Source organism: Embleya sp. NPDC050154, assembly GCF_044460165.1.
In the GTDB taxonomy this organism is placed as follows: domain Bacteria; phylum Actinomycetota; class Actinomycetes; order Streptomycetales; family Streptomycetaceae; genus Embleya.
The window spans coordinates 680,373-705,287 of sequence record NZ_JBITJP010000001.1; the positions used below are offsets into that span (position 1 = coordinate 680,373).

General features: G+C 72.2%; 23 protein-coding genes, 2 pseudogenes and 1 riboswitch. Of the genes and pseudogenes, 9 read left to right on the top strand and 16 right to left on the bottom strand.

The window, feature by feature from the left end; translation table 11 throughout:
- Positions 1-327: 327 nt before the first annotated feature.
- The gene (locus ACIBSV_RS03125; RefSeq protein WP_395859160.1) at positions 328-1,488 is read left to right on the top strand and encodes an FAD-dependent oxidoreductase; all 1,161 of its coding nucleotides are present in this window, start codon (positions 328-330) and stop codon (positions 1,486-1,488) included.
- A gap of 148 nt (positions 1,489-1,636) precedes the next feature.
- Here ACIBSV_RS03125 and ACIBSV_RS03130 read toward each other — a convergent pair whose 3' ends face one another.
- The gene (locus tag ACIBSV_RS03130; RefSeq protein WP_395859161.1) at positions 1,637-2,548 is read right to left on the bottom strand and encodes an NAD(P)-binding domain-containing protein; all 912 of its coding nucleotides are present in this window, start codon (positions 2,546-2,548) and stop codon (positions 1,637-1,639) included.
- Between the two features lie 94 nt (positions 2,549-2,642).
- Between ACIBSV_RS03130 and ACIBSV_RS03135 the strand changes: the two are divergent.
- Positions 2,643-2,993: pseudogene (locus tag ACIBSV_RS03135) on the top strand (winged helix-turn-helix transcriptional regulator); the annotation flags it as partial.
- Between the two features lie 54 nt (positions 2,994-3,047).
- Positions 3,048-3,386 (top strand): annotated as a pseudogene (locus tag ACIBSV_RS03140) (transposase); the annotation flags it as partial.
- A gap of 55 nt (positions 3,387-3,441) precedes the next feature.
- On the opposite strand, the gene ACIBSV_RS03145 reads toward ACIBSV_RS03140, so the two are convergent.
- A complete protein-coding gene (locus ACIBSV_RS03145; RefSeq protein WP_395859162.1) occupies positions 3,442-4,680 on the bottom strand; it encodes an ROK family protein in 1,239 nt (412 codons plus the stop codon).
- Between the two features lie 227 nt (positions 4,681-4,907).
- On the opposite strand from ACIBSV_RS03145, the gene ACIBSV_RS03150 reads away from it, so the two are divergent.
- Positions 4,908-6,383, top strand: a complete 1,476-nt coding sequence (locus tag ACIBSV_RS03150) for an APC family permease (protein ID WP_395859163.1) — start codon at positions 4,908-4,910, stop codon at positions 6,381-6,383.
- A complete protein-coding gene (locus ACIBSV_RS03155; RefSeq protein ID WP_395859164.1) occupies positions 6,380-7,438 on the top strand; it encodes an ROK family protein in 1,059 nt (352 codons plus the stop codon). Before ACIBSV_RS03150 ends, ACIBSV_RS03155 begins: the two co-directional genes overlap by 4 nt.
- Positions 7,439-7,513: 75 nt before the next feature.
- On the opposite strand, the gene ACIBSV_RS03160 is transcribed toward ACIBSV_RS03155, so the two are convergent.
- From ACIBSV_RS03160 to ACIBSV_RS03190, 7 genes are all read right to left on the bottom strand, one after another.
- Positions 7,514-8,419, bottom strand: a complete 906-nt coding sequence (locus ACIBSV_RS03160) for an MBL fold metallo-hydrolase (protein ID WP_395859165.1) — start codon at positions 8,417-8,419, stop codon at positions 7,514-7,516.
- A 63-nt stretch (positions 8,420-8,482) separates the two neighbouring features.
- Entirely contained in the window at positions 8,483-9,067 is a 585-nt protein-coding gene (locus tag ACIBSV_RS03165) for a TetR/AcrR family transcriptional regulator (RefSeq protein ID WP_395859166.1), read from the bottom strand.
- Between the two features lie 150 nt (positions 9,068-9,217).
- Positions 9,218-9,772, bottom strand: coding sequence for a hypothetical protein (locus ACIBSV_RS03170; RefSeq protein WP_395859167.1), 555 nt, complete (start codon positions 9,770-9,772; stop codon positions 9,218-9,220).
- 365 nt (positions 9,773-10,137) lie between these two features.
- Positions 10,138-11,028: a hypothetical protein gene (locus ACIBSV_RS03175; protein WP_395859168.1), complete on the bottom strand. Its 891-nt coding sequence runs from the start codon at positions 11,026-11,028 to the stop codon at positions 10,138-10,140.
- 184 nt (positions 11,029-11,212) lie between these two features.
- On the bottom strand, positions 11,213-11,857 hold the full coding sequence (locus ACIBSV_RS03180) for a response regulator (RefSeq protein ID WP_395859329.1): 645 nt from the start codon (positions 11,855-11,857) through the stop codon (positions 11,213-11,215).
- A 53-nt stretch (positions 11,858-11,910) separates the two neighbouring features.
- Positions 11,911-13,263 carry a sensor domain-containing protein gene (locus tag ACIBSV_RS03185; RefSeq protein WP_395859169.1) on the bottom strand — a complete coding sequence of 451 codons (1,353 nt, stop codon included), beginning with the start codon at positions 13,261-13,263 and terminating at the stop codon, positions 11,911-11,913.
- Complete coding sequence (locus tag ACIBSV_RS03190; protein WP_395859170.1) at positions 13,260-14,291, bottom strand: helix-turn-helix domain-containing protein; 1,032 nt, start codon at positions 14,289-14,291, stop codon at positions 13,260-13,262. The genes ACIBSV_RS03185 and ACIBSV_RS03190 overlap by 4 nt, the downstream gene beginning before the upstream one ends.
- Before the next feature lie 100 nt (positions 14,292-14,391).
- Here ACIBSV_RS03190 and ACIBSV_RS03195 point away from each other — a divergent pair, with 100 nt between their 5' ends.
- Positions 14,392-15,312 carry an NADP-dependent oxidoreductase gene (locus tag ACIBSV_RS03195; protein ID WP_395859171.1) on the top strand — a complete coding sequence of 307 codons (921 nt, stop codon included), beginning with the start codon at positions 14,392-14,394 and terminating at the stop codon, positions 15,310-15,312.
- A gap of 217 nt (positions 15,313-15,529) precedes the next feature.
- Here ACIBSV_RS03195 and ACIBSV_RS03200 read toward each other — a convergent pair whose 3' ends face one another.
- The 4 genes from ACIBSV_RS03200 to ACIBSV_RS03215 form a co-directional block, all read right to left on the bottom strand.
- Positions 15,530-16,504 (bottom strand): NlpC/P60 family protein, encoded by a 975-nt coding sequence (locus tag ACIBSV_RS03200; RefSeq protein WP_395859172.1) that lies wholly within the window; start codon positions 16,502-16,504, stop codon positions 15,530-15,532.
- A gap of 6 nt (positions 16,505-16,510) precedes the next feature.
- A riboswitch (cyclic di-AMP (ydaO/yuaA leader) is annotated at positions 16,511-16,703 on the bottom strand.
- Positions 16,704-17,109: 406 nt separating this feature from the next.
- On the bottom strand, positions 17,110-17,694 hold the full coding sequence (locus ACIBSV_RS03205) for a TMEM165/GDT1 family protein (RefSeq protein ID WP_395859173.1): 585 nt from the start codon (positions 17,692-17,694) through the stop codon (positions 17,110-17,112).
- A 297-nt stretch (positions 17,695-17,991) separates the two neighbouring features.
- Complete coding sequence (locus ACIBSV_RS03210) at positions 17,992-18,561, bottom strand: TetR/AcrR family transcriptional regulator (protein ID WP_395859174.1); 570 nt, start codon at positions 18,559-18,561, stop codon at positions 17,992-17,994.
- On the bottom strand, positions 18,558-18,878 hold the full coding sequence (locus ACIBSV_RS03215; protein ID WP_395859175.1) for a DMT family transporter: 321 nt from the start codon (positions 18,876-18,878) through the stop codon (positions 18,558-18,560). Before ACIBSV_RS03215 ends, ACIBSV_RS03210 begins: the two co-directional genes overlap by 4 nt.
- 196 nt (positions 18,879-19,074) lie before the next feature.
- Here ACIBSV_RS03215 and ACIBSV_RS03220 point away from each other — a divergent pair, with 196 nt between their 5' ends.
- The gene (locus ACIBSV_RS03220) at positions 19,075-19,743 is read left to right on the top strand and encodes a uridine kinase (RefSeq protein WP_395859176.1); all 669 of its coding nucleotides are present in this window, start codon (positions 19,075-19,077) and stop codon (positions 19,741-19,743) included.
- A 33-nt stretch (positions 19,744-19,776) separates the two neighbouring features.
- On the opposite strand, the gene ACIBSV_RS03225 is transcribed toward ACIBSV_RS03220, so the two are convergent.
- A complete protein-coding gene (locus ACIBSV_RS03225) occupies positions 19,777-20,325 on the bottom strand; it encodes a DinB family protein (RefSeq protein ID WP_395859177.1) in 549 nt (182 codons plus the stop codon).
- Between the two features lie 146 nt (positions 20,326-20,471).
- Here ACIBSV_RS03225 and ACIBSV_RS03230 point away from each other — a divergent pair, with 146 nt between their 5' ends.
- Positions 20,472-21,197 carry a flavodoxin family protein gene (locus tag ACIBSV_RS03230; RefSeq protein WP_395859178.1) on the top strand — a complete coding sequence of 242 codons (726 nt, stop codon included), beginning with the start codon at positions 20,472-20,474 and terminating at the stop codon, positions 21,195-21,197.
- A gap of 89 nt (positions 21,198-21,286) precedes the next feature.
- Here the strand turns inward: ACIBSV_RS03230 and ACIBSV_RS03235 are convergent, their stop codons facing one another.
- Complete coding sequence (locus tag ACIBSV_RS03235; RefSeq protein ID WP_395859179.1) at positions 21,287-21,913, bottom strand: histone deacetylase; 627 nt, start codon at positions 21,911-21,913, stop codon at positions 21,287-21,289.
- Positions 21,914-22,385: 472 nt separating this feature from the next.
- On the opposite strand from ACIBSV_RS03235, the gene ACIBSV_RS03240 reads away from it, so the two are divergent.
- Positions 22,386-22,751, top strand: a complete 366-nt coding sequence (locus tag ACIBSV_RS03240; protein WP_395859180.1) for a hypothetical protein — start codon at positions 22,386-22,388, stop codon at positions 22,749-22,751.
- A 51-nt stretch (positions 22,752-22,802) separates the two neighbouring features.
- Here the strand turns inward: ACIBSV_RS03240 and ACIBSV_RS03245 are convergent, their stop codons facing one another.
- Complete coding sequence (locus tag ACIBSV_RS03245) at positions 22,803-24,641, bottom strand: glycosyl transferase (protein WP_395859181.1); 1,839 nt, start codon at positions 24,639-24,641, stop codon at positions 22,803-22,805.
- Between the last annotated feature and the right edge of the window lie 274 nt (positions 24,642-24,915).

Genomic DNA, 24,915 nt, shown 5'->3' on the forward strand with positions numbered 1-24,915 from the left:
GACCTGACGTCACCCGATCGAAGTCCGCCCCCGTGGCGTGCGTCGGCCACGCTAGGAGTGCCATCGACAAGGTGTCAATGGTCTATACCAAATCGAATATTGGTCCAGACCTCGAAGCAAGCGGAACCCGCCCGACCGGGCCCGGAGACCAACCGGGTGTTCCTCGATCGCGGCGCTCGCGCCGGCCGGAAATCGCCGGTATGTCGGTCGTGCGCGCGGTCCGTCCGCGGCGGTGTGGGAGCGAACTCGCGGTGCGACGGGGATTGTTGCGCCGGTACCGCTCCCTTAAAGTGTCTATCCGATTACTTTGGGTAATGGAGGTCGTCGATGATTCGGCCGTCGGAAACCGCGGATGTCGTGGTCGTGGGTGGCGGCGCGATCGGTCTCGCGTCCGCTGTCGAGGTCGTCGCCCGAGGGCGATCGGTGCTGGTGCTCGATCGGTTCGGAATGTCCAACGACCGGGGCGGCTCGGCCGGACTGGAGAGACAGTGGCGCATCCAGTACGCCCAGGAGCACTGGAGCCGACTGGTCCTGGACACCGTGCCGCTGTGGCGCAGGCTGGAGGCCGCCGCCGGGCGCCCCCTGGTGCACCCGACCGGAAGCCTGTGGCTGGGCCGGTCCGACGAGGCCGGCGCTCTCGACGAAATGCACGCCGGCGCCGAGGTGTTGACCAGCCTGGACGTCCCCTTCGAGACGATGTCCGCGGCCGAGCTCGGCACCCGGTTCGGTCTCGCCGAACTACCCGGCGACTACCAGGGGTTGCACCAGGCCGACGGCGGGGTGATCGACGTCAAGGGCACCCTGGACACCCTCATCCACCTCGCCCTGGGCGCCGGCGTGCGGATCCACGAGTACGAACCGGCCCTCGCCATCGAACCCGACGGCACCGGTGTCACGATCCGCACCGAGCGGACCGACTACCGCTGCGACAGCGCGATCGTGACCTCGGGGCCGTTCACCAACGATCTGCTGGGCCCCCTGGGCTGTGCGCTGGACCTGCGTGTGTTCGAACAGAGTTCGGCCTACTTCACCCGGCGCACCCACGACATCGACTACCCCACCTGGTACGCCTTCGGGGCGTTGACCGACGGCGGTGCGTGCCACGGCTACGGTCACAACCCGTGGACCGGCAGCGACCTGATCCGGGTCGCCCCGGACGCCGCACGGGAGTTGCCCGATGCCGAGCACGCCACGGCCGTACCGGACGCCCGGAGGATCCGCAACACCGCCGACTGGGTGCGCAGCCACCTGCCCGGCCTGTCGCCGCACCCCGTACGGCGCGGCACGTGCCTGGCCGCGCTCCCCCTCGACCCGGAGCGGCAGTTCTTCCTGGGTCCGCTGCCCGCCCGGGTGCCGAACGGGGAACGGGTCGTGGTCCAGGCGGCGGGCTGGGCGTTCAAGTTCGCACCGATGTTCGGCCGGATCTGCGCGGACCTCGCGCTGGACGGAGCAAGCGTGCACCACGCGCCGCAGCTCGAACTACCGTGAGCGGTGTGCTCGAAATCGACGCCGAGCGGCGATATTCGGCCGGCGCCGACCCGGACCGACCCGAGGCCGGGTGACCCCCGCGCGCCGCGCCGCCCGGCGCCGGGCCCGGAGCGGTCAGGCGGGCCGCGCGGCGCCCGGCCCGGATCGGTCAGGCGGTGAGCAGATCGATCAGCCCGGTCGTGCTCTCGTCGCCGTGCCCGTCGGCCAGCCGGCGCTCCATCAGGGCCAGGTAGGGGAGCAGCAGTTCGGTGCTGACGCCCTGCTCGGCCGCGGTGCGCAGCAGCGTCGGCGCGCCCGCGACCTGCATGGCCAGGGTCGAGGCCACCCCCGAGCGGTAGTCGCCGCTCTCCAGTTGGGCCGCCGCGCGGTGTGCGGCCGGTGCCATCGCCACGAGCCAGTCGGTGAGCAGCGCGGCGAACGCACCCGGCGCGATGTCCTCGCCGCGGATCAGCGCGAAGGCGTGCGAGATGCCGGCGAACATCGAGGTCATCGCGCTGAGCAGGGCCACGTCGTGCAGCGCGGCGAAGCCGGGGTCGGCGCCCACGTACCCGGTCGCGGCCGGTACCGCCAGCGTGTCGCGGTGCGCCGCGAACAGTTCCCGCGAACCGCTGTACAGGACCGAGCCGCCGGCGCCGGGTACGCCGATCATCGGCGGGATCGCCAGCACCCCGCCGGCCAGGAACCGGGCCCCGCGCTCGGCGGCCCACGCGGCGCCGGCGCGGGCCTCGGCGGGCGTGCCGGTGGTGAGGTCGACCAGGTCCTTGCCGGCCGGGTCGACGCCGGCCAGCGTTGCGCGCACCGAGGCGTGATCGAGCAGGCAGACCACCACCAGATCGGCCGCGGCGACCGCCTCGGCGGCGGTTGCGGCGAGCGTCGCCCCGGCGGCGACCATCGGTTCGGCCCGACTCGGGGTGCGGTTCCACACGGTCAGCGGATGCCCGGCCTCCAGCCAACTGCGCGCCAACGCGCCGCCCATGGCACCGAGGCCGAGCAGGGCGAGTGGGGTCGGGCCGGCGGTGTCGGTGCCGCGCGGATCGGTCGGGGAGAGGTTGGATTCCATGCCGAATAGGCTGGTCGCAGCCGCCGAGTCGAACAAGTACGCACTTCGGGGTGCGTGCGCCGGCGGACCCGGGCGCACGGGCGAAGGGAGCGACATGGCGAGCGCACGCAGGCCGGGAGCGTACGTCTGCGGCACCGACGCGGCGATGGACGTGGTCGGCGGCAAGTGGAAGGTGCTGATCCTGTGGGCCCTGGACGAACACGCCTGCCGGTTCGGCGAACTGCGCAGGCTGGTACCCGGAATCACCGAGAAGGTACTCGCGTCGCATCTGCGCGAGCTGGAGCGGGACGCCATCGTGCACCGCGAGGAATACGACGAACTGCCCTTGCGCGTCGAGTACTCGCTCACCCCGCTCGGGGCGTCGCTGAACGAGGCGCTGCGCCCGCTCGGCGCGTGGGGGCGGGCCCACCTGCTCGGCGACGCGCCGCACCCCGGGGCCGACGCGGACCGGCTGATCGTCTTGTCGGTGGTCGGCGAGCAGGGGGAACTCGCGGACGCGGAATGGGCGTTGCTCGCCCCGTTGCTGCCCGACGGCACCCGCCCGGGCGGTCGGTGGCGGGGGCACCGCCAAGTCGTCGACGGCGTGCTGTTCCGCTTCCGGACCGGAACCCGTTGGCGTGATCTGCCCGGCAGGTTCGGTCCGTGGCGTACCGCGTACGCCCGACACCGGCGTTGGTGTGCCGACGGCACCTGGGCCGCGGTCCTGGCCGCGCTGCACGCCCGCCTCGCCGAGACCGGCGTGGACGCGGGCGAGACACGCGTGTTGCGCACCCTGATCGGCCGGCTGGGCGAGGTGGCACGCCGACCCACACCCGCCCGGACCGACGCAGGCGCCTGACGTCGGCTCGGTCCCACGCGGGACGCCGTGGTGGGCCCCGAGCTTCGCGGCCCGCTCAGCCCTGCGCCATCGTGTGGTGCGCGAACACCCGGTCGCGGGCCGTGGAGACCGCCGTGGCCACCGCGCCCAGCAGCACCGCCTCCTCGCCCAGGCCGCTCGCCGTCACCCTGGGCCGCAGTGGCGTCAACTCGTGCAGTTCGGCGGTCATCGGGGCCAGCAACAGATCGGCGTTGGCGCCGATCCCGCCGCCCAGCACCACGAGTTCGGGATCGAGCACCGCGGTGACCGCGGCCACCACGTGCGCGAGCCGCTGCGCCTCGTGCCGCACCGCTCCCGCGGCCGGCTCCACCCCGCGCCGGGCCGCGTCGAACACGCCCTTCGCGGTGAGCGGTCCGGTCATCCCCAGCGCCCGCGCGCCGCGTACCACGGCGTCGGCCGACACCGCGTCCTCCAACATCCCGCGACGCGGCACCGGCGCGCTCGCCCCGTGCCCGACCCGGTCCGAGGGACGCGGTGACAGCGGCAGGAAGCCGATCTCGCCGGCCGCGCCGGAGGCTCCGGGGAACAGCCGTCCGTCGGCGACGATGCCCATGCCCAGACCGGTCCCGACGGTGACGTACACGAACAGCGGACAGCCCACGCCGGCCCCGCTGTGGTACTCGCCCAGCGCGGCGAGGTTGGCGTCGTTGACGATGTCCACCGTGGTGCCCAGCGCGGTCTCCATCCGCCCGCGCAGTCCCGGGCGACCCCACCCGGGCAGATTGACCGCGTAGCGGATCCGGTCGGCCGCACGGTCGTACACGCCCGGACAGCCGATCACGGTGTGGACCACGGCGGTCGGTGCCAGGCCCGCGTCGGCCACCACGGTCCGGGCCAGGTCGGTGGCGGTGGCCAGCATGGTCGCCGACGTGCGGGCCCGGTTGTGCCGGTCCTGCCGGGCCAGCAACCGGCCGTCCAGATCGGCGACCGCGACCCGGATCCAGGACCGCCCGACGTCGATGCCCACGACATAGCCCGCGGTCGGATCGGGCTCGTACAGCAGCGCGGCCCGACCGCGCGCGCCGGTCTCCAGTCCCACCGCGCGGACCAGCCCCGCGCGCTCCAGTGCCTCCAGCGCGGTGGACACGGTGGGCTTGGACAGGCCCGTGTCGCGGGCGAGTTGGGCGCGCGAGATGGGCGCGGCGGCGCGTACCCGGTCGAGGAGTACGCGCTCGTTGATGCTGCGCAGCACGCCCCGGTTCCAGTGCGCCACGGCGGGTGGGTCGTTTTCCGGTGGGATCCCACCTGAGGTCATCGGCTCTCCGTCAGTGGTGTCGAGGTGATCGCGCCACTGTAACGGCCATGGAAGGGCAAAGACGTGGGCCGGATCCGGGCTCACCCTTGACGAAGATTAGTTAAGGAATTTTACTTTACAAACCGGTGGCGCCACGCGCCGGGTCGCACCACGAAGTTCCCTCCTCCGCACGCCCGTTCCAGCCCTCGGTGTCCCTCCGGGGGCCTCCCCTGTTCTGGAGGTTCACGGTGAGCGCCGGCCCAAGAGCGACCACGCCCGAGGGCGGATTCGTCCGCCGGATCGGCCTGTTCCAGGCGACCGCGATCAACATGAGTCAGATGTGCGGCATCGGACCCTTCGTCACCATCCCGCTGATGGTCGGCACTTTCGGCGGTCCGCAAGCCATCCTCGGCTTCCTCGCCGGCGCCCTGCTCGCCCTCGCCGACGGCCTGATCTGGGCCGAACTCGGCGCGGCGATGCCCGGCGCCGGCGGCACCTACATCTACCTGCGCGAGGCGTTCCAATACCGCACCGGCCGGCTGATGCCGTTCCTGTTCGTGTGGACCGCGATCCTGTTCATCCCGCTGATCATGTCCACCGGCGTGCTGGGCATGGTGCAGTACCTGCAATACCTGTGGCCCTCGATGTCGCAGACCGAGGGGGATCTCGTCGGCGTCGGCGTGGTGATCCTGGTGGTCCTGCTGCTGTGGCGCAGGATCGAGTCGATCGGCCTGTTGAGCAGCGTCATGTGGGTGGTGATGCTGATCAGCGTCGGCGCGGTGATCATCGCGTGCTACACGAACTTCGACGCCGACCTGGCCTTCACCTACCCCGACGGCGCGTTCGACCTGGGCACCACCGGCTTCTGGCTCGCCTTCGTCGGCGGCCTCAACATCGGCATCTACGACTACCTCGGCTACAACACCACCGCCTACCTCGGCGCCGAGATCAAGACTCCCGGCCGGGTGCTGCCGCGCTCGATCGTCTACTCCATCCTCGGCATCATGGCGATCTACCTGATCATGCAGATCGGCGTGCTCGGAGTCACCGACACCGACACCATCTCCGGCTCCTCCTCGATCGGTTCGCTGGTTCTGGAGAAGGCGTGGGGCAAGGGTGCCGCGCAGACGGTGACCGTACTGATCCTGATCACGGCGTTCGCGTCCGTGTTCGCCGGCCTGCTCGGTGGCTCGCGGGTGCCCTACGACGCGGCCCGCGACCGGGTGTTCTTCAAACAGTTCGCCCGACTGCACCCGCGCCACCGCTTCCCGACGGTGGGACTGCTCACCATGGGCGTGGTGACCGCGGCCGGCTTCCTGATCGGCAATCACACCGACTTCAACACGATCATCGTGCTGCTCACCGCGGTGATGGTGATCGTCCAGGCGGTCTCCCAGGTCGCCGCGCTGATCGTGCTGCGTCGCCGGCAACCCGGCCTGGACCGCCCGTACCGGATGTGGCTGTACCCGGTGCCGGCTCTGGTCTCGCTGGTCGGCTGGATCGCGATCTTCTGCTACGCCGACAAGAACTCGCCCGGTCGGCATCCGATCGAGTGGGCGCTGGCCTGGGTGGCGCTGGGCTGCGCCGCGTTCGTGGTGTGGGCCAAGGTGGAACGCACCTGGCCGTTCGGCCCTCGGGAGATCGACGAGCGCTACCTGAACCGGACGGACGCCGAGGCCGGCACGGACGTCGTCGGTGCCGGCAACGTCGCGGAGCCCGCATGACGGCGCTCCACCGAGACCGGTCCGCGGGTACTCCCGACACTCCCGGTACCCCCGGCACCGTTCCCGCGCCGGAGCGAGCGAACGCCCGCTCCGGCGCGGGGACGGGCGCGGCCTTCGTCTGCGGGATCGACTTCGGCGGCACCAAGATCGCGTTGGCCACCGCGCGTCCCGACGGCACGGTGTTGGCGAGGGACCGGCTGATCACCGACGCCCGCGAGGGCGCGGTCCAGGCGGTCCGGCGCGCGATCGAGGCGGCTCGCGAACTCGTCGCGCGGACGGCCGCGGCCACGGGAGCACACTGCTCGGTGGTCGGCGCGGTCAGTCCCGGCATCGTGCTGCCCGACCGCATCCTGCTCGCGCCCAACGTGCCCGGCTGGCAGGACCTGGCCCTGGCGGGCACGTTGAGCGAGGGCCTGGGCCTGGCCCCGGAGCGGGTCGCGGTCGGCAACGACGCCAAGGCCGCCGCGCTGGCGGAATCGCGCTGGGGCGCGCTGCGCGGCGCGGATCCGGCGATCCTGCTCACCGTCGGCACCGGGATCGCCGCGGCGATCGTGCTCGGCGGGCGGGTGGTGACCGGCGCGAACGGGGCGGCCGGCGAGATCGGCTACCTGCTGCGCGGGCGCGCCGACACCGGATTCGGCGTGGGACGCGCACCCCTGGAGGAGTACACCTCCGGCATCGGGTTGGCCACGCGCGGCGGTGAACTCCTCGGCCGCGAGGTGGACGCCGCCGCGCTGTTCGCCGATCCGGATCCACGCGTGCGCGCACTCGTCGACGAGGCACTGGACGAACTGGCTGTACACGTCGCCAACGTGGCGATCACGCTGGACGTGGAACGGATCGCGGTCACCGGCGGCCTGATGCACTCCGCCCCTCGGGTGCTTGCGGCGCTGGCCGCGCGGGTGCGCGCGGCGCTGCCGTTCCCGCCCGACGTGGTGCCGGCGCGCTTCCTCCAGGACGCCTCGCTGCGGGGCGCGCTCTCGCTGGCCGCGGAGATCCTGCCGCGGTACCCGGGGGCCGGCGCCGGGGTGGGCTCGAACGCCGGTCGGGCCTGACCGGGCCCGGCTTCGGTCGGTCGGTCGGTGTCGACGGGGTCCGGCCTTGACAGGTCGGCCTCGGCGGCCGCGGCCTCAATCGCGGCTCGCCCCGGCCGGGTTCGCCCCGGTGCTGTCCGGGCCGAGGACGTCCGGGCCGAGGACGTCCGGGCCGGCGGCACCCGGCTCGGCAGGGACGTAGCGCTGGAACTCCCAGGGGTCGTGCGCGGAGAAGACCTCGACCTCGTCGCCGTGCAGGCGGGCGAGTTCGCGCAGGCGGGCGTGGTTGCCCAGGCGCAACGGGCGGTCCACCTCCCCGGCGAGTTGCACGACGTCCATCAGCGGGTGCGATCGGGGAGCGTCCGGGTCGACCTCGCCGTGGTAGAAGTACGCGTCGCCGGCGTGCAGCAGCCAGCGGTCGCCGATGTCCAGGGCGACCGCGCTGTGGCCCTCGGTGTGGCCGCCGAGCGGGACCAGCAGGATCTCCTCGGGCAGCCCGTCGAGTCGGCGAACCGCGTCGAAGCCGAACCAGGGGTCGCCCTGTTCACCGGCATAGGTCGCCCATCGCGGGCCGTGCGCGAGTTGCGCGACGCGGTAGCGGTCGGCGTCCCCGGCGATGCCCGCCGCGTGTTCGGCCTTGTGCACGTGCACGGTGGCGTGCGGGAAGTCGGCCAGGCCGCCCGCGTGGTCGCGGTCGAGATGGGTGAGCACGATGTGCCGCACGTCCAAGGGGTCGTACCCGAGCCGGCGGACCTGGTGCAGGGCGGTCTCGTGCAGGTCCAGCACGGGCGCGGCGTAGCCGACCCAATCCGCGCCGAGGTATTCGTCCGGATGCAGCACGTCGTTGGTGCCCAGGCCGGTCTCCACCAGGACGAGGCCGGCCGAGTCGGTCTCCACGAGCAGGCAGTGGCAGACCGCGCGGGCCGGGAGCAGCGGACTGTCCGGGCCGTCGGCGGGGTCGATCTCGACCATGGAGCCGCAGTTGAGGTGATGTACGCGCATGGTGGATGCACTCGCTCTCGTCGGGTGTGGTGTTGCCACGGGCAGGGGCCGGTGCGCGCGGCTCTACGCGGCGTCGATCGACTGCTCGACCAGGGCGCCCAGTTGCTCGCCGAGCGTGTGCAGGACGGTGCCGTCGCGACGCACCTTGGCGAGCAGGATCGCGCCCTGGAGGGCGGACAGGATCAGCGTGGCCAGCGGCTCGGTCTCCGGTTCGGCGACGCCCCAGTGACCCAACGCGCGGGAGAGGCCGGCCAGCCAGGACGCGTACGCCTGATCGCACGAGGCCCGGATCGGTTCGCTGTCGGCCGACGCCTCCAGCGCGACCGTGGCGATCGGGCAGCCGCTGTGGAAGTCCGTCGTGGTGAGGTTGTCGGCGAACAGCGCGGCGATCCCGGCGAGCGCGTCCCGAGGGCCCCGCGCCGCCCTCACCACGGCGGCCAGGCGTTCGCCGACCTCGCCGCCGGAGCGGGTGATCGCCTCGGCGGCGAGTTGCTCCTTGCCGCCGGGGAAGTGGAAGTAGAGCGACCCCTTGGGGGCGTTGCTGTCGGCCAGCACCTGATTCAGGCCGGTGCCGGAGTACCCCTGCCGTTGGAAGAGATCGGCGGCGGTGCCCAGTACCCGATCGCGCGTGTCGTTGTTTCTTGCCATGTGTCGATAGTAGGTAGACCGGTCTATGAAAACTAGACCGGTCTACCTACTTTCTTCATCGCGGATCCTCCCGGGCGATGCGTCGATGGCCGATCGGGGCCGGGTCGGCGCCGGGCGATCGGTACGCGGCCGTCGCCGTGCGGCAGGCGGTCAGCGGTCCGCGGCGGGCCGGCAGCGGCGCACCCAGTACGCGTAGGTCAGTGCCAGGAGCATCGGCTCCCACAACATTCCGGGCGCGACGCACACCCGAGCCGGCGTCAGCCACCCTACGTTGGAGAACCCGACGCCCTCGTCCAACAGGCCGAACCAGGGCAGCAGTACGGGTGCCCGGAACGCGGTCACCGCCAGGCCGCCGAGCGTCGCGGGGACGATCACCGCGTACGGCGAGAGCCGCTTGCCGCCGATGAACGGCAGCCACGCGGGCGCCACTTCGCCCCATCCGCGGACCAGGCCGAGGCAGAGCAGCCCCAGCGCCTCGGTGATCGCGCTGAGCATGAGTACATACGGGAGGCTGATCCAGACGGCCGGCATCTCTTCCTCGTCGAGCATGCCCATCTCGAAGCCCAGCCCGAACGGCAGGCGCCACAGGCACTGCGGCAACAGCACCCACGGGATCGCGTACGCGATCCGGACCGCCCAGCGCGGGACGGGACGCTCGGTGTCGGCGGGAGTCGGCTTCGGGTGCAATGTGTTGAGGATCTTCACGCCCCAACCGTCGCGGACCCGGGGTTGCCGCGACGTCCGTCGCGGGAGGGGTGATCGGTGCGACCGGGGAAGGACCCGCGGCCCACCCCGGGCAGGGGCCACTTGCTCGCGAACGGGCCCGCAGGGGCGGCACGGATCATCGGAAACCGGTGGATTCGGGCACGATCGCCTCCGGCGGGGCGCGCCTCGAACGCCGGTACGCAGGACGAGGCGTGGGCGCAAGGGGCGCCGGCGATGATCTCCCGGGCCCACCCGGGTGGCAGCCGGGGCCCGGCACCCGACCAGGGGAGTGACCCGAAGGGCCGGGGAGAACTCGGCCGGTGGCGGGGCGAGTTCTCCCCGAGCCCGGGCCGCCGTGACGTGTCTCACCAGCCACCGTCGAAGAAGGCCGCGAGTGCGGGCCTGGAGTCCCTCGCCGTGCTCGTGTTCGCCACCCCGACGACGATCAGGACCAGTGCCGACAGCGCCGCGAGCACACCGCACCACGCCGACAGGCGCCGCGTTCGCCGATCGGAGGACTTCGTGCCGGCGAACCGCCGCCACGCCGCCACGCTCACGCCGATCAGCACGAGCGCCACGACGGCGGCGATCACGGCCATCGCCACGTGGTAGCGGGCGAAGTCGCCGATCATCAGGTCGAGCGGAGGCGGGGTTCGGTCGGCGGTGCCGGCGGGGGCGGCCAGGTGCTGTCTGACCTGACCGAGCACGCCCGCGAGTTCCCCGTCGGTCGCGCCGGTCGGCAACATCGACAACAGTGAGGCGAAAGGTGCCACCGCACCCTGGATGTTGGCCATTACGGTCACCGACGCGAACAGCGCGCACAGCGTAACGAGAACACCGGCCGCGGCAAAGGCGGTTCGCCATCCCGCGCCGAGATCGCCCGCCTTCAGGAATGCCTTCACCACGAGCGCGCCGAGCGCGACGAGCACGATCAGCAGGATGGCGGCGATCACGGCCTTGGCCACGTGAAAACGGAACCAGTAGTCGATCACCCTCTCCATACCGGGGGAGAAATTCCGTTCGCCGGCGTTCCAATATTCGACGAACGCTTTGCGGAAAGCGTCCGCGAGTTCGTCCTCGTCGAGCGAGCCGCCGGCCGACCCGTTCGCGGCGAGCCTTCCCGGGACGACGAAGAGGGCGGTGACGAGGGCCGCGGCGAGGGTGGTGAGAATGGCGAGTGGGCGACCGGGGATACCCGCGAATCGCGACGGGGCCTCGGGATGTTGCCGGGGGCTTGTGGTGTGCGGTGCTGTCATGTCGACCACGGTTTCGCACCGGCGCCGCACGGTCACCGGAGCAGGCCGGACATCCGGGGGTATGGCTGTCCACACCCCCGAAGGGAGTCGGGCGGGGCCGCGCGGGGCCGAACACCGCGAAAGCGGACCGGAGACCGGGACGGCCGCGCGCCGGCGTCGGCACCGCGGCGCCGGCCCCGCGGCGTCAGCCCCGGAGGTAGGTGAGGACCGCGAGCACCCGCCGGTGCTGGGCATCGTCGGGCAGCAGGCCGAGCTTGGCGAAGATGTTGCCGATGTGCTTCTCCACCGCGCTGGCGGAGACCACCAACTGCCGGGCGACGGCGGTATTGGAGCAGCCCTCGGCCATCAACGCCAGGATTTGCCGTTCCCGTGCGGTCAGCGTGCCCACGGCGCTGTCCCGGCGCCGCTCGGTCAGCAGTTGGGCGATCACCTGGGGGTCCAGTACCGTCGCGCCGCGGGCGACCCGGTCCAGCGCGTCCAAAAACTCCTCGATCCGAGCGACCCGGTCCTTGAGCAGGTACCCGACCGCGCCGGAGCCGTCCGCGAGCAGGTCACCGGCGTAGGACGCCTCCACGTACTGACTGAGGATCAGCACCGGGGCTCCGGGCACGTGCGTGCGGGCGGTGATCGCCGCGCGCAGGCCCTCGTCCGTATGGGTCGGCGGCATCCGCACGTCGACGATCGACACATCCGGACGGTGTTCGCGGACCGCCTCGACCAGGGAGGGGCCGTCCCCGACCGCGTCCATCACGTGGTGACCGTCCTCGACGAGCAGGCGGACCAGGCCCTCGCGCAGCAGCACCGAGTCGTCGGCGACGACGATCCGCAGCGGTTCGCGGACCGCGGGCCCCGATGCCGGTGTGGGTGCGCCCTCGGGCGGGGTCAACGACACGGCAGTTCCGCGGTGATCGTGGTCGGGCCTCCGGCGGGACTGTCGACCGTCAGCCGACCGCCGACCGCGTGCAGCCGCTCGTCCAGACCCCGCAGCCCGTGCCCCTTGGCCGGCGCCGCGCCGCCCACCCCGTCGTCCGTCACCCGAATCCGCAAGGTCCCCCCACTGTGGCGTAGTGCGATGGCACACCGGTGCGCGTGGCTGTGCTTGGCCACGTTGGTCAGGGCCTCCGCGACCACGAAATACGCGGCCGTCTCGACGCCGGCGGGCGGCCGAGGGTGCAGGGGGACGGTATCGAGTTCGGCGGGGACGGTGGAGCGCGCGGCCAGGGCGCCGAGCGCCTCGTTCAGGCCGCGGTCGACCAGGATCGGCGGGGCGATGCCGCGCGAGAGCGCACGCAACTCGTCCAACGCCTCCTGGGCCTGGACGATCGCGTCGGCCAGGGCGGCCCGGACGGTCTCCGGCCTGCTGTCGAGGTAGTGCTGGGCCCGGCCCAACTCCAGCGACAGGCGCACCAGTCGTTGCTGGGGGCCGTCGTGGATGTCGCGCTCGAGTCGGCGCAGTGCGGTCGCCTCGGCCGTCACCGCGGCGACGGTCTGCGCGCGGGCGGTGTCCCGCTCCCGCTCCAGCCCGCTGATCCTGCGGTGCAGCGCGGACGCGTCGACGAGCAGCGCCCGCCCCAGCCCGGCCTGGGCCGCAGTGCACACCCGGGTCACCAGCGGCAGGCCGGCCAGCAGCAGCAGGCCGACCGCGGTCCCGAAGGCGACCCGGTCGGTCGGCGACAACAGCCCGAGGCTCACCGAGATGTGCGATTCGCCGCCGCCCGCGTTCAGGGACAGCGGCCGCAACGGCTCGGACGGCGGGTACCGGTAGCGCAGGGCGCAGGTGGCACAGGCGAGGCCGACGAACCACCACAGCGCGGTCACTGCCGACGTGACCAGGACGACCGGGAGCACCACCACCGCGTGGATCGTGTCCGACCACGCCCCGGGAGCAAGCGCCGCGGTTCGCCCCTTCGGTCTCGCCGGTGGCTCACCGCGTTCGGCTCCCGGGGCGGGGGGACGCACCTTCGCGATGCGCCGCCGTTCCAGGTCGGCGCACCAGCGCGCCGGCGCGAGGGCGTAGGCCACGACCGGCGACGTGCCGGACGGCAGCCGACCCACCGTTGCGGCGAACACCACGCCGAGTACCGCCGGGAGTACGGCCAGGAGGCCGGCGGCGGCGGTCACCGGCGCGGTGAGCAGGTACAGCGACCGCACGAGCGTCCGCCGCCCCGTGCGGGCGACGGCCCCCGCGCCCGACCACCACCGGCCCCGGATCGCGGGGGAGAGCGAATTGGTCATGGCCCAAAGCTAATAGGCCGCGGCGTGGCCTTCGGTGGCGTTGCGGTGGGCCTCGGGAACGAGGCCGAAGCCGAGGTGCCGTCCGCCCGCTGCCGGTGGAAGGTACGACGGTAGGCGTCCGGGGGCACGCCGACGGTGCGGTTGAAATGTCGGCGCAGTGTGGTCGCGGTGCCCATGCCGGTGGCTTCGGCGATGGCATCCACGCTGTCGTCCGTGGTCTCCAGGAGTTCCTGGGCCCGGTGGATCCGTTGGGTCAGCAGCCACTGCAGCGGAGTGGTGCCCGTCATCGCCCTGAAGTGCCGGCCGAGGTGGCGCGAGCTCATGTTCGCCCGGCGGGCAAGATCCTCCACCGTCAGCGGTCGATCCAGTCGTCCGGCCGCCCAGGCGAGCAATTCGCCGAGTGGATGATCGTGCCGTTCGGGCATCGGGGTGGCGACGAACTGGGCCTGACCGCCGGGCCGATGCGGCGGTACGACCAACCTGCGGGCGACCGCGTTGGCAACCGTCGAGCCGTGGTCGAGACGGATCAGATGCAGGCACAGGTCCAGCGCGGCGGCCTTGCCGGCGGAGGTGAGCACGCTGCCGTTGTCGACGTAGAGCACGTCGGGGTCGACCTCGACCCGGGGGAAGCGGGTGGCCAGCGCCTCGGCGTACGACCAGTGTGTGGTGGCCCGCCGTCCGTCCAGCAGGCCGGCGGCGGCCAGGACGAAGGCGCCCGTGCAGAGGGAGACCACCCGCGCCCCGGCCTCGTGTGCCGCGCGTACGGCGTCGACGAGGTCCGCCGGTGGGTCCGCCTCGAGGTCGGCCCACCCGGGGACGATCACGGTGTCGGCCAGGGCGAGCCGGTCGAGTCCGCAGTCGGGTTCGAGGAGGAAGCGGCCGTCGGCCCGCACGGGGCCCGCCCCGCAGATGACGAGCTCGTACCAACTCTCCACCGGGACCGGCGGGGCCGAGCCGAAGAGCTCGTGGGCCAAGGCCAGTTCGAAGTGCAGGATCCCGTCGGCGACGGCTATCGCGACTGTGCTCACGTCCGGAAGTGTACGCATCATGTCGTTCCGGACGCTCGCGCGGGGCGCCGGGTGGTCGACACGATGTGGGGGTTGGTCTTTCGGACGGAAGGCAAGTGACATGCGCGCTGTCGGTCAGGATGTGCTGGGTGGTCCCGAGGTGTTGCGGGAGTTCGACCTGGAGCGGCCGGCGCCCGGCCCGAGCGAGGTACTGGTCCGGGTGCACGCGGCGGGCGTCAATCCGACCGACTGGATACATCGGGCCACGGGCCTGATCCTGGGCGAACCGCCGTTCGTGCTCGGGTGGGACGTGTCGGGCGTGGTGGAGGCGGTGGGCCTGGGGGTGACGATCCATCGACCGGGGGACGAGGTGTTCGGCATGCTGAGCTACCCGTACGGCAACGGGGCGCACGCCGAGTACGTGGTTTCGGCGGCCCGCCACGTGGTGCGCAAGCCCGCCAACATCGACCACGTGCAGGCCGCCGCGCTGCCCTTGGCCGCGGTCACCGCCTGGCAGGCCCTGGTGGACACCGCGGAACTGCGGGAAGGGCAAAGGGTGTTGATTCACGCCGCGGCGGGCGGGGTCGGTCATCTGGCGGTACAGATCGCCAAGGCGCGCGGCGCGTACGTGATCGGCACCGCGAGCGCGGCCAAGCACGACTTCGTCCGCGGGCTGGGCGCCGACGAGATGATCGACTACACCACGACCGACTTCGCCGACGTCGTGCGGGACGTGGACGTCGTGCTGGACGGCGTCGGCGGCGAGTACGGTCCCCGCTCGCTACGGACGTTGCGCCGGGGCGGCGTGCTCGTCGCCATCGTGAACAACGTCAGGGACCTGGACGTCGAGCGGTACGGGGTCCGGGCCGAGGAGATGCTCGTCGAGGCCGACCACGCGGCCATGCGGCAGGTCGCGGACCTGGTCGAGGCGGGGCGACTGCGCGCCGCGATCGACTCGGTGTTCCCGCTGGCCGACGCGGCCAAGGCGCACGAGCGCGGGGAGACGGGCCGGGTCACGGGCAAGATCGTCCTGACGCTCTGACGCTCTGACGCTCTGACGCTCTGACGCTCTGACGCTCTGACGCCCGCGCCCCGGTCCGCCCGCCCGCCGGGACCGGCGCGTTCGCCGAAACGCACGCCGGCGCCGCGCGCTCCGACCGTCGTCGGAGGGCACGGCGCCGAAGGCGCGTCCCACTATGCGGTTGTGTCACCGCCGCCGGAGCACGTGTGCGCCGGCGGCGGCGGTTTGCCCGGTTCGATCAGGCCGGGCGGGTGGCGCCGGCGATCGGCATGGTGTTGATCGAGGCGATCTCGACCGACTTGCGCGGGTTCGGGGCGTGCACCATCTTGCCGTCGCCGATGTAGATGCCGACGTGGCTGATGCCGGAGTAGAAGAACACCAGGTCGCCGGGCTGCAGGTTGGCGACCGACACGCGCGTGTCGGCGGCGAACTGGTCGTTGGTCACGCGGGGCAGCGAGATGCCCGCGGACTTGTACGCGGCCTGGACCAGACCCGAGCAGTCGTACGCGTTGGGGCCGGTGGCGCCGTACACGTACGGCTTGCCGATCTGCGCCTTGGCGAAGGCCACGGCCTGGGCGGCCTTGCTGCTCGACGCGGTCGAGGAGCCGCCGGTCGGCGCCTGGTTGCCCTTCGAGCCGCCGGTGGCGGGCTTGGCGGGGGCCTTGGCGGCGGGCTTGACCGACACGTCGGCCGACGGCTTGCTCGCCGGCTTGGGGGTGGTCTTGCCGGGCGTGACGGAGGTCTTGGGCTGGACCTTGATGCTCGGCTTGGCGGGCGCGGCGGCCTTGGGTGCCGCGGGCGCCGAGCCGTCCAGCCGCAGGGTCTGGCCGATCTCGATCAGGTCCGGGCCGGACAGCAGCACGTCGCGGTTGAGCTCGTACAGGCTCTGCCAGCCGCCGTTGACCTGGTTGGTCTGGGCGAGCCGGAACAGCGTGTCGCCGGCCTGGACCACGTAGCGGGCCTTGTCGGCGGCCGTGTCGGTCTCCGGCGCGGCGGGCGCGGCCTGGACCGGGGCCGCGTCGACCGCCGCGGTGGGGGTCGCCGACAGCACGGTGGAGGGGGACTGCTCGGAGGTGGAGGGGGCCTGCGCCGGGGCGGCACCGGCGGTGGCGACCGGGAGCACGACACCCATGCCGGCGATGCCCACCGCCGCGACGAAGCGGCGGACGTTGGTGGGTCGAGCGGCACGATGGCGAGCGTTTGTGGACAGCATGAAATGGGGTCCTCTCCTGTCGCCTACGAGGTGAGCTGTCGGATTCGGACTGGAGCAGCCCGGTCGCGTTACGCGACTTCACCCCTAGCCGTCACCGGAACGATCCCGGCCACGGCGATTCACCTGGTTCCCCCGCTCCCGTCGGATTCTTCGATGTAGACCTCCCGCTGCCGGCGACGGGATTCGGCGTACCGGCGACAGGGTTCACCCGAAAGGTGAATCGGCGAGAAAGGTAGGCAATGCGGATGCCTGATCACAACCGAAACCCCGACTTCGCCCTGCGGGTAAAGGCGGAATAAAAGCGACATCTCTCCCGTGTTCGGCTCCGGGGTACCGGTGATGACGAGGGGATATCTCGGAGAGTGGTGTGATCGTGCGGTAACGGAAAATAGTCGAGACTCGTCGCGGAGCGCGGAAAATGAATTGCGGCTCGAAGTCGGCTATATAATTTATGTCCGTTTTATCCATGCGGCCTACATCACATTTCGGGCAACCGATCGACTGGTCGTGCCGGACATGCCGGCGATGCACCCATCCGTCCCGCCGCCGTCGGGTGACCGCGGCGCGGGCGCCATCCGCAGGGGCGAGGCATCACCGGGGGCGGGTCAGCCGGTGAACACCTCCACCAGCGACCAGATCGCCAGCCCGAGCATGCACAGGCCGCCGATCCGCTGCACCGTTTGCAGCGGGACGCGCTTGGCGATGAACCGCCCGGCGAGCAGGGCCAACGCGGACACCGACATCAGTGCCGCGGCCGAGCCGATCGCGGTGGACCAGGTGCCGTTCGTGGCGGCCAGGTTGGCCGTGGTGATCTGGGTGAGGTCGCCCCACTCGCTGATGAACACGGCCGTGAAGGCGGTCGCGAAGACCGGCCGGAAGCCGGTCACGCTCTTGCCCGCGGTGTCCTCGTCGTCCTCGCCCGCACCGCCGCGCAACAACATGAAGGCGCCGAAGCCGAACAGGGCGGCGGAGACGAGCTTGACGATCCAGCCGGGGAGCAGGCCGAGCAGGCCGCCCGCGCCGACGGCGAGGGCGACGTGCACGACGAACGCGGTCGAGGTGCCGAACCACACGTAGAGCGGACGCATGCGGGTGCCCATGGCAAGCGACGCGAACATCGTCTTGTCCGGGAGCTCGGCGAGGAAGATCAGCCCGAAGGCGGTCAGGATCGCCAGAAGGTCGAGGTGCATTCCGGGTGGCTTTCTGCGAGAGCCGGGCCCCGGGTCTTCACGAAGCGCCGCACGGCAACCGGAGGACCACTCGGCCCGGCACGACGGGGTACATCCACGAGAAGACGAGGATGCGTCGATGCCTGGCCGAAGGTCTCGCCCACCCGTGTCGAGCACGGGCCCGGCCACCGGGAGTCCGAGGACTCCAGCATGTCGACGACCGGTTCACGGGGCTACTCCCCTTCGCGGTGCCGACCCTACCGCACCCGGCGTCGGCGCCGGCCCGGCCGCTCCCGGCGCACCGGGCCGTTTCGACGCCTACGACGACCCGTTCACCGACGAAGACCCGCCCTCGTCCAGGACCCGGGCCAACGACCAGCGCAACTGCCTCTCGTCCAGCGTCGTGTCCAGCGTCAGCACCTGCAGCATGGTCCCGTCCAGCACGGCGAGCGCGGCGGCGGCGGCGCGCGGTCCGACCCGGACGGACAGGAAGTCGCCGACGCCCTCGACCCAGGCCAGGGCGAACCCGCGCAGTTCCGGGCTGCGGGCGGCGGCCAGGTACAACTCGTACTCGACCAGCGCGCGCGAGCGGTCCGCGAGGTATTCCGCGGTGAGCGCGGTGAGCACGCCGGGCAGGTCGTTCGCGTCCCGCGCACGCCGTACCCACTCCTCCAGCAGCCGCACCGTCTCCGCCGACGCGTGCGCGAGCGCGGCGGCGACCAGGTCGTCGAGCGAGGCGAAGTAGTACGTGGTCGCTCCCAACGGGACGCCCGCCCGGGCCGCGACCAGGCGATGCGTGGTGTTGCCCACGCCCACCTCCGCGATCACCTCACACGCGCCGCGCACGATCCGCAGTCGCCGACCCTCAGGGTCCCTGGCCGCGGTCAATGCGCACCACCCAGGTTCAACACCACGACTCCCGCGATCACCAACGCCATCCCGAACGCCTTGAGCAGCGTCACCGGCTCGTTCAGGAACACCGCGCCGACCAGCGCGATGGCCACCGTCCCGAGTCCGGACCAGATCGCGTACGCCGTGCCCACCTGCAACTGCCGCAACGACAGCGTCAGCAGGTAGAAGGCACCCGCGTACCCGCCCAGACACGCCAGCGTCGGCCACAGCCGGGTGAACCCGTCGGTGCTCTTCAGCAGACTGGTCGCGATCACCTCACACGAGATCGCCAGCCCCAGGAACAGCCAGGCCACGGGCCTCTCCCTCCGAGTGGTACAGATGTACAAGTACAAATGTACAAGAGTGCTCGGCCCGGGTGATCGGAGCCCTCGTCTCGGCCGCGGGCCGGGACCGAGTCGGACCCGGCCCGACTCGGCCGGGGGCCGGCCCGGAACCGACCCGGCTCGCGGCCGACCTCGGGTCTCCCTCACCGGTGGATAGGCTGCTTCGATGCCCATCGAACGGCCGGATCGCATTCGAGGCGCGACGACCGATCGGCCGGCCGCGTGCGTCGCCGCGTTGCCGCCGTCGATCGGCGCGACCCGACTGGTCGCGGTGGACGGGATCGGCGGTTCCGGCAAGACCACGTTCGCCGACGCGCTCGCCGCGCGACTGGGTGGCGCGCCGGTGGTGCGCCTGGACGACTTCGCCCGGCCGGGGCACTTCTTCGGCTGGCTGCCCAGGCTGCGCGCCCAACTGCTCGAACCGCTGGCCCGACACGAGGCCGCCCGCTGCGACACCTACGACTGGGCCGGCTACCGGATCAGCGGCTACAGCGAGGTTCCGGCCGCGCCGGTGGTGATCCTGGAGGGCGTCGGCGCGGCCCGGCGCGAACTCGGCCCGGTGACCGCGCTGCGCGTGCACGTCGACACGCCGGCCGAGCTCGCCGCAGCGCGCACCCTGGATCGGGACGGCCCCGAACTGGCTTGGTTCTGGCGGCTGTGGCGCGCCGCCGAGACCGAGCACCTGGCCCGGGACCGGCCGTGGACCCGCCCCCACCTACGCGTCGACGGGGCGGACGCACGCGGCGGATCGGGGACCGAACCCGATCGGCGCGCGCTCGCCGGCAGCGGCAGCCGACGGTCGCCCTCGACGGCTCGCCGCGACGACGCGGGGTAGGCGGGGTGACCCCGGCCGGTCGCCCGGGATCGGTCACATGCCGGCGGCTCCGTCGAGGCGTTCGCGCAGGAGATCGGCATGGCCGTTGTGGCGGGCGTACTCGGCGATCAGGTTGACCAGGACCCAGCGCAGCGAGAACGGCTTGCCGGTGGCCTTGCGGATACCGGTGTCGTCCAGGGACGCGGCGGCGGCGACGATCTCCCGCGAGCGCTCGCACTCCGCGTGCCAGCGGGCGAACGCCTCGGCCGGGTCGCCGTCGAGGCGCTCGAAGTCCTGATCCGGGTCGTCGTCGGTGTAGTAGAGCATCGGTACGTCGTCACCGGCGAACTGGATGTGGAACCACCAGCGTTCGACTCCGGCCAGGTGCCGGATCATGCCGTGCAGCGACAAGCCGGACGGCGACACGGCCCGCTCGGACAACTGCTCCGCCGACAGGCCCGCGCACTTGAGCTCGAAGGTGGCCCGGTGCCAGTCGAGGAAGCCGGTCAGGACCTCGCGCTCGTCGCCCAGTTCGGCGGGCGACGTACGGGTGTCCTCGCTCCAGCGTGGGGCGTAGTGCAGGGGCGGGATCGACTCGGCCATGATCCACCTTCCGGTTCGGCAAAGGCACGAGTCTGCCCGACGGCACCGACATCGGGTCGGTGGCACGCGCCGAATGTGCCGGTCGGCGCGACCCGGTCGGGGGACGCTTTCCGGGTACGCCACCACGGACACCCCGGGAGCCTCGGATGACCGACTTCGGACCACCGCCCGCGCGTTACGACGACCTGCGGGCGTTGTTCGTCAACTGCACACTCAAGCGCTCACCCGCGGTCAGCAACACCCAAGGGCTCGTGGACCTGAGCCGGGGCATCATGACCCGGCACGGGGTCGCGGTCGACCAGATCCGCGCGGTCGACCACGAGATCGCCACCGGAGTGTGGCCGGACATGAGCGACCGGGGGTGGCCCGGCGACGAGTGGCCCGCGCTGTACGAGCGGGTGCTGGCGGCGGACATCCTGGTGTTGGCCGGACCGATCTGGCTGGGTGACAACAGTTCGGTGCTCAAGCGGGTGGTGGAGCGGCTGTACGCGTGCTCCGGACTGCTCAACGACGCCGGCCAGTACGCCTATTACGGGCGGGTCGGCGGATGCCTGATCACCGGCAACGAGGACGGCGTCAAGCACTGCGCGATGAACGTGCTGTACAGCCTCCAGCACCTGGGCTACGTCATCCCGCCGCAGGCGGACGCCGGGTGGATCGGCGAGGTGGGCCCGGGGGCCTCCTACCTGGATCCCGGTTCGGGTGGCCCGGAGAACGACTTCACCAACCGCAACACCACGTTCATGACCTGGAACCTGATGCACCTGGCCCGGTTGCTCAAGGACGCGGGCGGGATGCCCGCGTACGGCAACCAGCGCGCGGGCTGGGACGCGGGGTGCCGGTACGACTTCGAGAACCCCGACTACCGCTGAAGCCCCGACCTCCCCGACCTCCCCGAGCCCGAAGGCCCGGAACCCCGGCCGCCGAGACCCGGACCGCGGACACTCGAGCGTGGCCGAGCTCACGGCGCGAGCGCGGGCAGCGCGGCGATCGCCTCGGGGGTCCAGGTGCCGGCGGCGCCCGGACGGCCCGCGAGGTAGCGTGCCGCGCGCCCGCGGGACCAGCCATGCGCCTCGACGAGGCCGGCGGTCAGGTGCCGCAGGTACATGGCGGCCGGCGCGTTCCAGGGCGCGTCGGCGCTGCGCCAGGGAGCGGTCAGGGTGAGGATCGCGTGCCCGTCGGCGGCACCCACCCGGACGACCGTCTCGTAGCGGCCCGGACCCAGGGTGGCCCGCCCGGTGACCGGCAGCGTGCTCAGGTCGAGTTCGGCACCGGGCGGGCGGTACATCTCCTGCGCGGCCAGATCGGCGAACTGATCCCGGGTCACCAGGTAGGCCCGAGCCGGGGTCCGGCCCGGATCCAGTGGGTCGTACAGCGCGAGTCCGCCGGTCCAGGACTTCGACTCGAAGGCGAAGTACAGCCGGCCCGGCAGCACCACCGGCCGGATGGCGCGCGGCGCGGCGGGGTTCCGGCAACCGGGGTAGGTCCGCGCACCGCCGAACGGCCGGCCGCCGCGCAGGTAACACGCGAGGCGGGCGGCGTGCATGTTGGACCCGTACGCGGCATACCAGACCAGGTCGGAACCCACGCATCGCAGCCTAGGCCCTGTCCGGCGGATCCTGGTGGATCGGGCCGCGTCGTGAGCGCAGCGAGGAGCCCGAAGGGCGGATGCCGTGCCTCGGCGTGCCGGAGAAACAGCCGGATAGTGCTTCCATTCGGCTGTTTCTCCGGTGCGCCGAGGCGCGGTGGCAGGCGGCGCGGACCCACCAGGAGCCGCCGGACAGGGGCTGGCGCCGCGACCGGCGACGGCGGTGATCGGCACGGCAGCGGTGTCGCCGCCGGCGGGGGCGTGCCGTGGTGCGCCGAACGAGCGGAGTGGGCGGGCCGAGGGCGTGAACACGGGGATGGTCGGCGCCAATCGGGGCAGTGGTGAGTACGCGCCGAATCCGGCCGGTTGTCGGCCCGACCCGAGGTCGGCCGGGACCGGAATCGAAGTCCCGTGCGCGTCGGGCCGTGGCCGATCGAGCCACCGCCGCGCAGGCACCGCGAAGGAGCCCAGGATGCCCGATCCGCTGCCGCCGCCCACCGTCGACCAAGCCGTCGCGAATGTGCTCGACGCCCACGACGTCCCGCTGGAGGCGACCGTCCGGGTGGCCCCGTATGCCGACATGGCGGTGGGCGACCTGCTCACCCTGTCCTGGCACGGCCCGGACACGGCGGCCTTCACCGTGTGCGTACCGATCACCGGACACGCGTTGGGCCGGCCGGTCCTGTTCAAGGTGCCCGCCGCCGAGATCCTCCCGTACGCGGGCGCCGAGGTGACGCTGAGCTACCGGCTGGAGCGCCCGGGCACGGGCACCGGCGCCGACTCGGCCGCGCTGGTGCTCCGGGTCGAACCGGACGCGGCGTGGGCCGCGAAAGGGTAGCGGCGCGGGCCGGCGGGACGGGGGCAAACGAGTCCAATTGGTCTCGTTCGGTCACCGCACCGCCGCCACCGGGTCCAGGTGTCGCACGTCCCACACCTGCACGTCGGCCACCTGCCGACCCGGGCCGAGCAGCGCGGTCAGGGTCGCGGTGAGTTCGGCCCGATAGCGGTGCTCGGGCAACACCACCACGTCGGCGCGCCACCGGGTCAGGTCCTCGCGGGCCTCGCGGCGCTGGTCCTCGGTGATCTCCGGGACCTGGCCCTCGGCGGCGACCCGGCCCAGCAGCGCCGAGGTCGGGCTGTAGTCCGCCCCGTAGACGCCGACCCGGTCGGGACCCCACGGGCCGACGAAGTAACCCTCCGCGAGCGGGAAGCCCAGGTCGGCCACGCTCTGCCAGTGCAGCGCGGTGGCGTCGCCGACGCTGGGCAGCGGCACCACCACGACGGATCCGTTGTCGACGTACGGTCGCCAGCGCCCGTCGGCGAAGAACTCCGGCACCGGGCGCCGGTTTTGGACGTCCAGCGGAGTGGGCGCGATCGGCAGCAGCGCCATGGCCAGCACCGCCGCCCAGATCAGCCGTACCGGAAGCTCGCGACCCGCGGACCCGGACCCGGTTTCGGACCCGGCTCCCGAGCGGATCGAAGTCGCGGCCAGGATCCGGTCCGTGGCCAGTGCCAGCAGCACGGCGACCGCCGGAACGCAGACCAGCGCGAAGCGCGACTCCAAAATCGACTCGAACAGGGGCAGGTCGTTCAGCAACCGCCACGGGCCGGGCAGGCCGGTGTCGTCGTGGTCGACCGTGATGTCCAGGCCCAGTGACAGCAGCGCCGCGACCAGCGCGGTGATCGCCGCCGCGCGGGCGACGGCCGCGCGGCGCAGCCAGGCCACCAGGAAGAGGGTCAGGATCACCAGCGGCCAACCGAAGAACGCGTTCTCCTCGGTGGTGCCCTCGGACAGCGCCGCCGCACCGGCGCGATCGCCGCCCAACGAGTCGCTCGCGTACGCGGTGAACGCGGCCACGTCGTTGCCCGACTCGTGCTCGAGCGTCGTGTAGTGCTGCGGCCCGAAGAACTGCACCCACAACGGGTACGCGACCAGCGCCAGCGATACCGCCGCGCCGACCAGCAGCCCGATGCCCAGCGGTCGCGCCGCCTCGCGGGCCGCGTCCGGCGACGCGAGCGCGTACACGATCCCGAAGATCACCAGGCCGACGGCCGCGAACAGCAGCGGCTCCTCACCGATGAAGATCTGGAAGGCGATCAGCAGCCCGAGCACCACCCCGTTGCGCACCGGCCGCTCGCCCTGCCACAGCCGGATCAGCCTCTCGACGATCGGCGGGATCACGAAGAGCACGACAAAGTTCGGATGCGCGTTGGCGTGCGAGATGATCGGCGGCGCGAATCCGCACAGCGCGCCGCCCACGGCCGCCGCGGGCCTGCTGCGCACCACCCGGCGGGCCAGCAACCGGTACCACGCGAAGGCGGTGCCGGCCAGGCCGCCGGTGAGCACCAGGGCCCAGGTCGTGCTCGGACCGAACATCAGTGTGACGGGGGTGAGCGGTATGCCCAGGCCGAGCATGGCCGTGTTGGCCATCATGTTCACGCCCAGCGGGTGGTTCTGCAGGTCCGAAACCAGCGGGTCGCGGAAGTTGCGGACCGCGTCGGCGGTGGCGTCGAAGAACCACTCCCACATGTTCTGGTCCTGGCCGCCGTTGGCCAGATAGGCGTGGTCGAGGTCGGCCCACAGGTCCTTGTACAACCACACCGCGAGGCACAGGAACAGGCTGCCGATCCACCAGTCGACGGCACGGGCGCCCCACAGTTCCTGCGCGGCGATCTCGCGTACGCGAAGACGAGGGTCGGTGCGTTGCCGGGCTTCGGCGACGGCCATGGATGTCGGGTCCTTCCGAGGGCTGCTGCCGCCACGAGCGTGGGACGATCCCGGCGAGGCGCCCGCGTCGGATGAACGCGCCCGGCACCCGGTCGGGCGGTGACGAGGTGACGCACCTCGACCGGTGGGGGCGATCCCCGCGTGCGCGTACCGGGACCGGAGCGCCCGGCGGGACGCGTTACGGCGGTTGATCGCCGGCCATGCTACGAGGAGCGAACGGTCGACCGAACGGCGGGGGCCGCCGACCGCAGCCCTGCCGGCCGGCGACGGGGCG

What these genes read in the sequence shown, in the direction of transcription:
- ACIBSV_RS03160 (WP_395859165.1), bottom strand. Translation starts at nt 8,419, where the DNA reads ATGCGCGTACATCACCTCAACTGCGGCTCCATGGTCGAGATCGACCCC.
- ACIBSV_RS03175 (WP_395859168.1), bottom strand. Translation starts at nt 11,028, where the DNA reads ATGACAGCACCGCACACCACAAGCCCCCGGCAACATCCCGAGGCCCCG.
- ACIBSV_RS03200 (WP_395859172.1), bottom strand. Translation starts at nt 16,504, where the DNA reads ATGCTGTCCACAAACGCTCGCCATCGTGCCGCTCGACCCACCAACGTC.
- ACIBSV_RS03245 (WP_395859181.1), bottom strand. Translation starts at nt 24,641, where the DNA reads ATGGCCGTCGCCGAAGCCCGGCAACGCACCGACCCTCGTCTTCGCGTA.
- ACIBSV_RS03225 (WP_395859177.1), bottom strand. Translation starts at nt 20,325, where the DNA reads ATGGCCGAGTCGATCCCGCCCCTGCACTACGCCCCACGCTGGAGCGAG.
- ACIBSV_RS03125 (WP_395859160.1), top strand. Translation starts at nt 328, where the DNA reads ATGATTCGGCCGTCGGAAACCGCGGATGTCGTGGTCGTGGGTGGCGGC.
- ACIBSV_RS03240 (WP_395859180.1), top strand. Translation starts at nt 22,386, where the DNA reads ATGCCCGATCCGCTGCCGCCGCCCACCGTCGACCAAGCCGTCGCGAAT.
- ACIBSV_RS03145 (WP_395859162.1), bottom strand. Translation starts at nt 4,680, where the DNA reads ATGACCTCAGGTGGGATCCCACCGGAAAACGACCCACCCGCCGTGGCG.
- ACIBSV_RS03205 (WP_395859173.1), bottom strand. Translation starts at nt 17,694, where the DNA reads ATGCACCTCGACCTTCTGGCGATCCTGACCGCCTTCGGGCTGATCTTC.
- ACIBSV_RS03195 (WP_395859171.1), top strand. Translation starts at nt 14,392, where the DNA reads ATGCGCGCTGTCGGTCAGGATGTGCTGGGTGGTCCCGAGGTGTTGCGG.
- ACIBSV_RS03220 (WP_395859176.1), top strand. Translation starts at nt 19,075, where the DNA reads ATGCCCATCGAACGGCCGGATCGCATTCGAGGCGCGACGACCGATCGG.
- ACIBSV_RS03230 (WP_395859178.1), top strand. Translation starts at nt 20,472, where the DNA reads ATGACCGACTTCGGACCACCGCCCGCGCGTTACGACGACCTGCGGGCG.
- ACIBSV_RS03155 (WP_395859164.1), top strand. Translation starts at nt 6,380, where the DNA reads ATGACGGCGCTCCACCGAGACCGGTCCGCGGGTACTCCCGACACTCCC.
- ACIBSV_RS03185 (WP_395859169.1), bottom strand. Translation starts at nt 13,263, where the DNA reads ATGACCAATTCGCTCTCCCCCGCGATCCGGGGCCGGTGGTGGTCGGGC.
- ACIBSV_RS03130 (WP_395859161.1), bottom strand. Translation starts at nt 2,548, where the DNA reads ATGGAATCCAACCTCTCCCCGACCGATCCGCGCGGCACCGACACCGCC.
- ACIBSV_RS03165 (WP_395859166.1), bottom strand. Translation starts at nt 9,067, where the DNA reads ATGGCAAGAAACAACGACACGCGCGATCGGGTACTGGGCACCGCCGCC.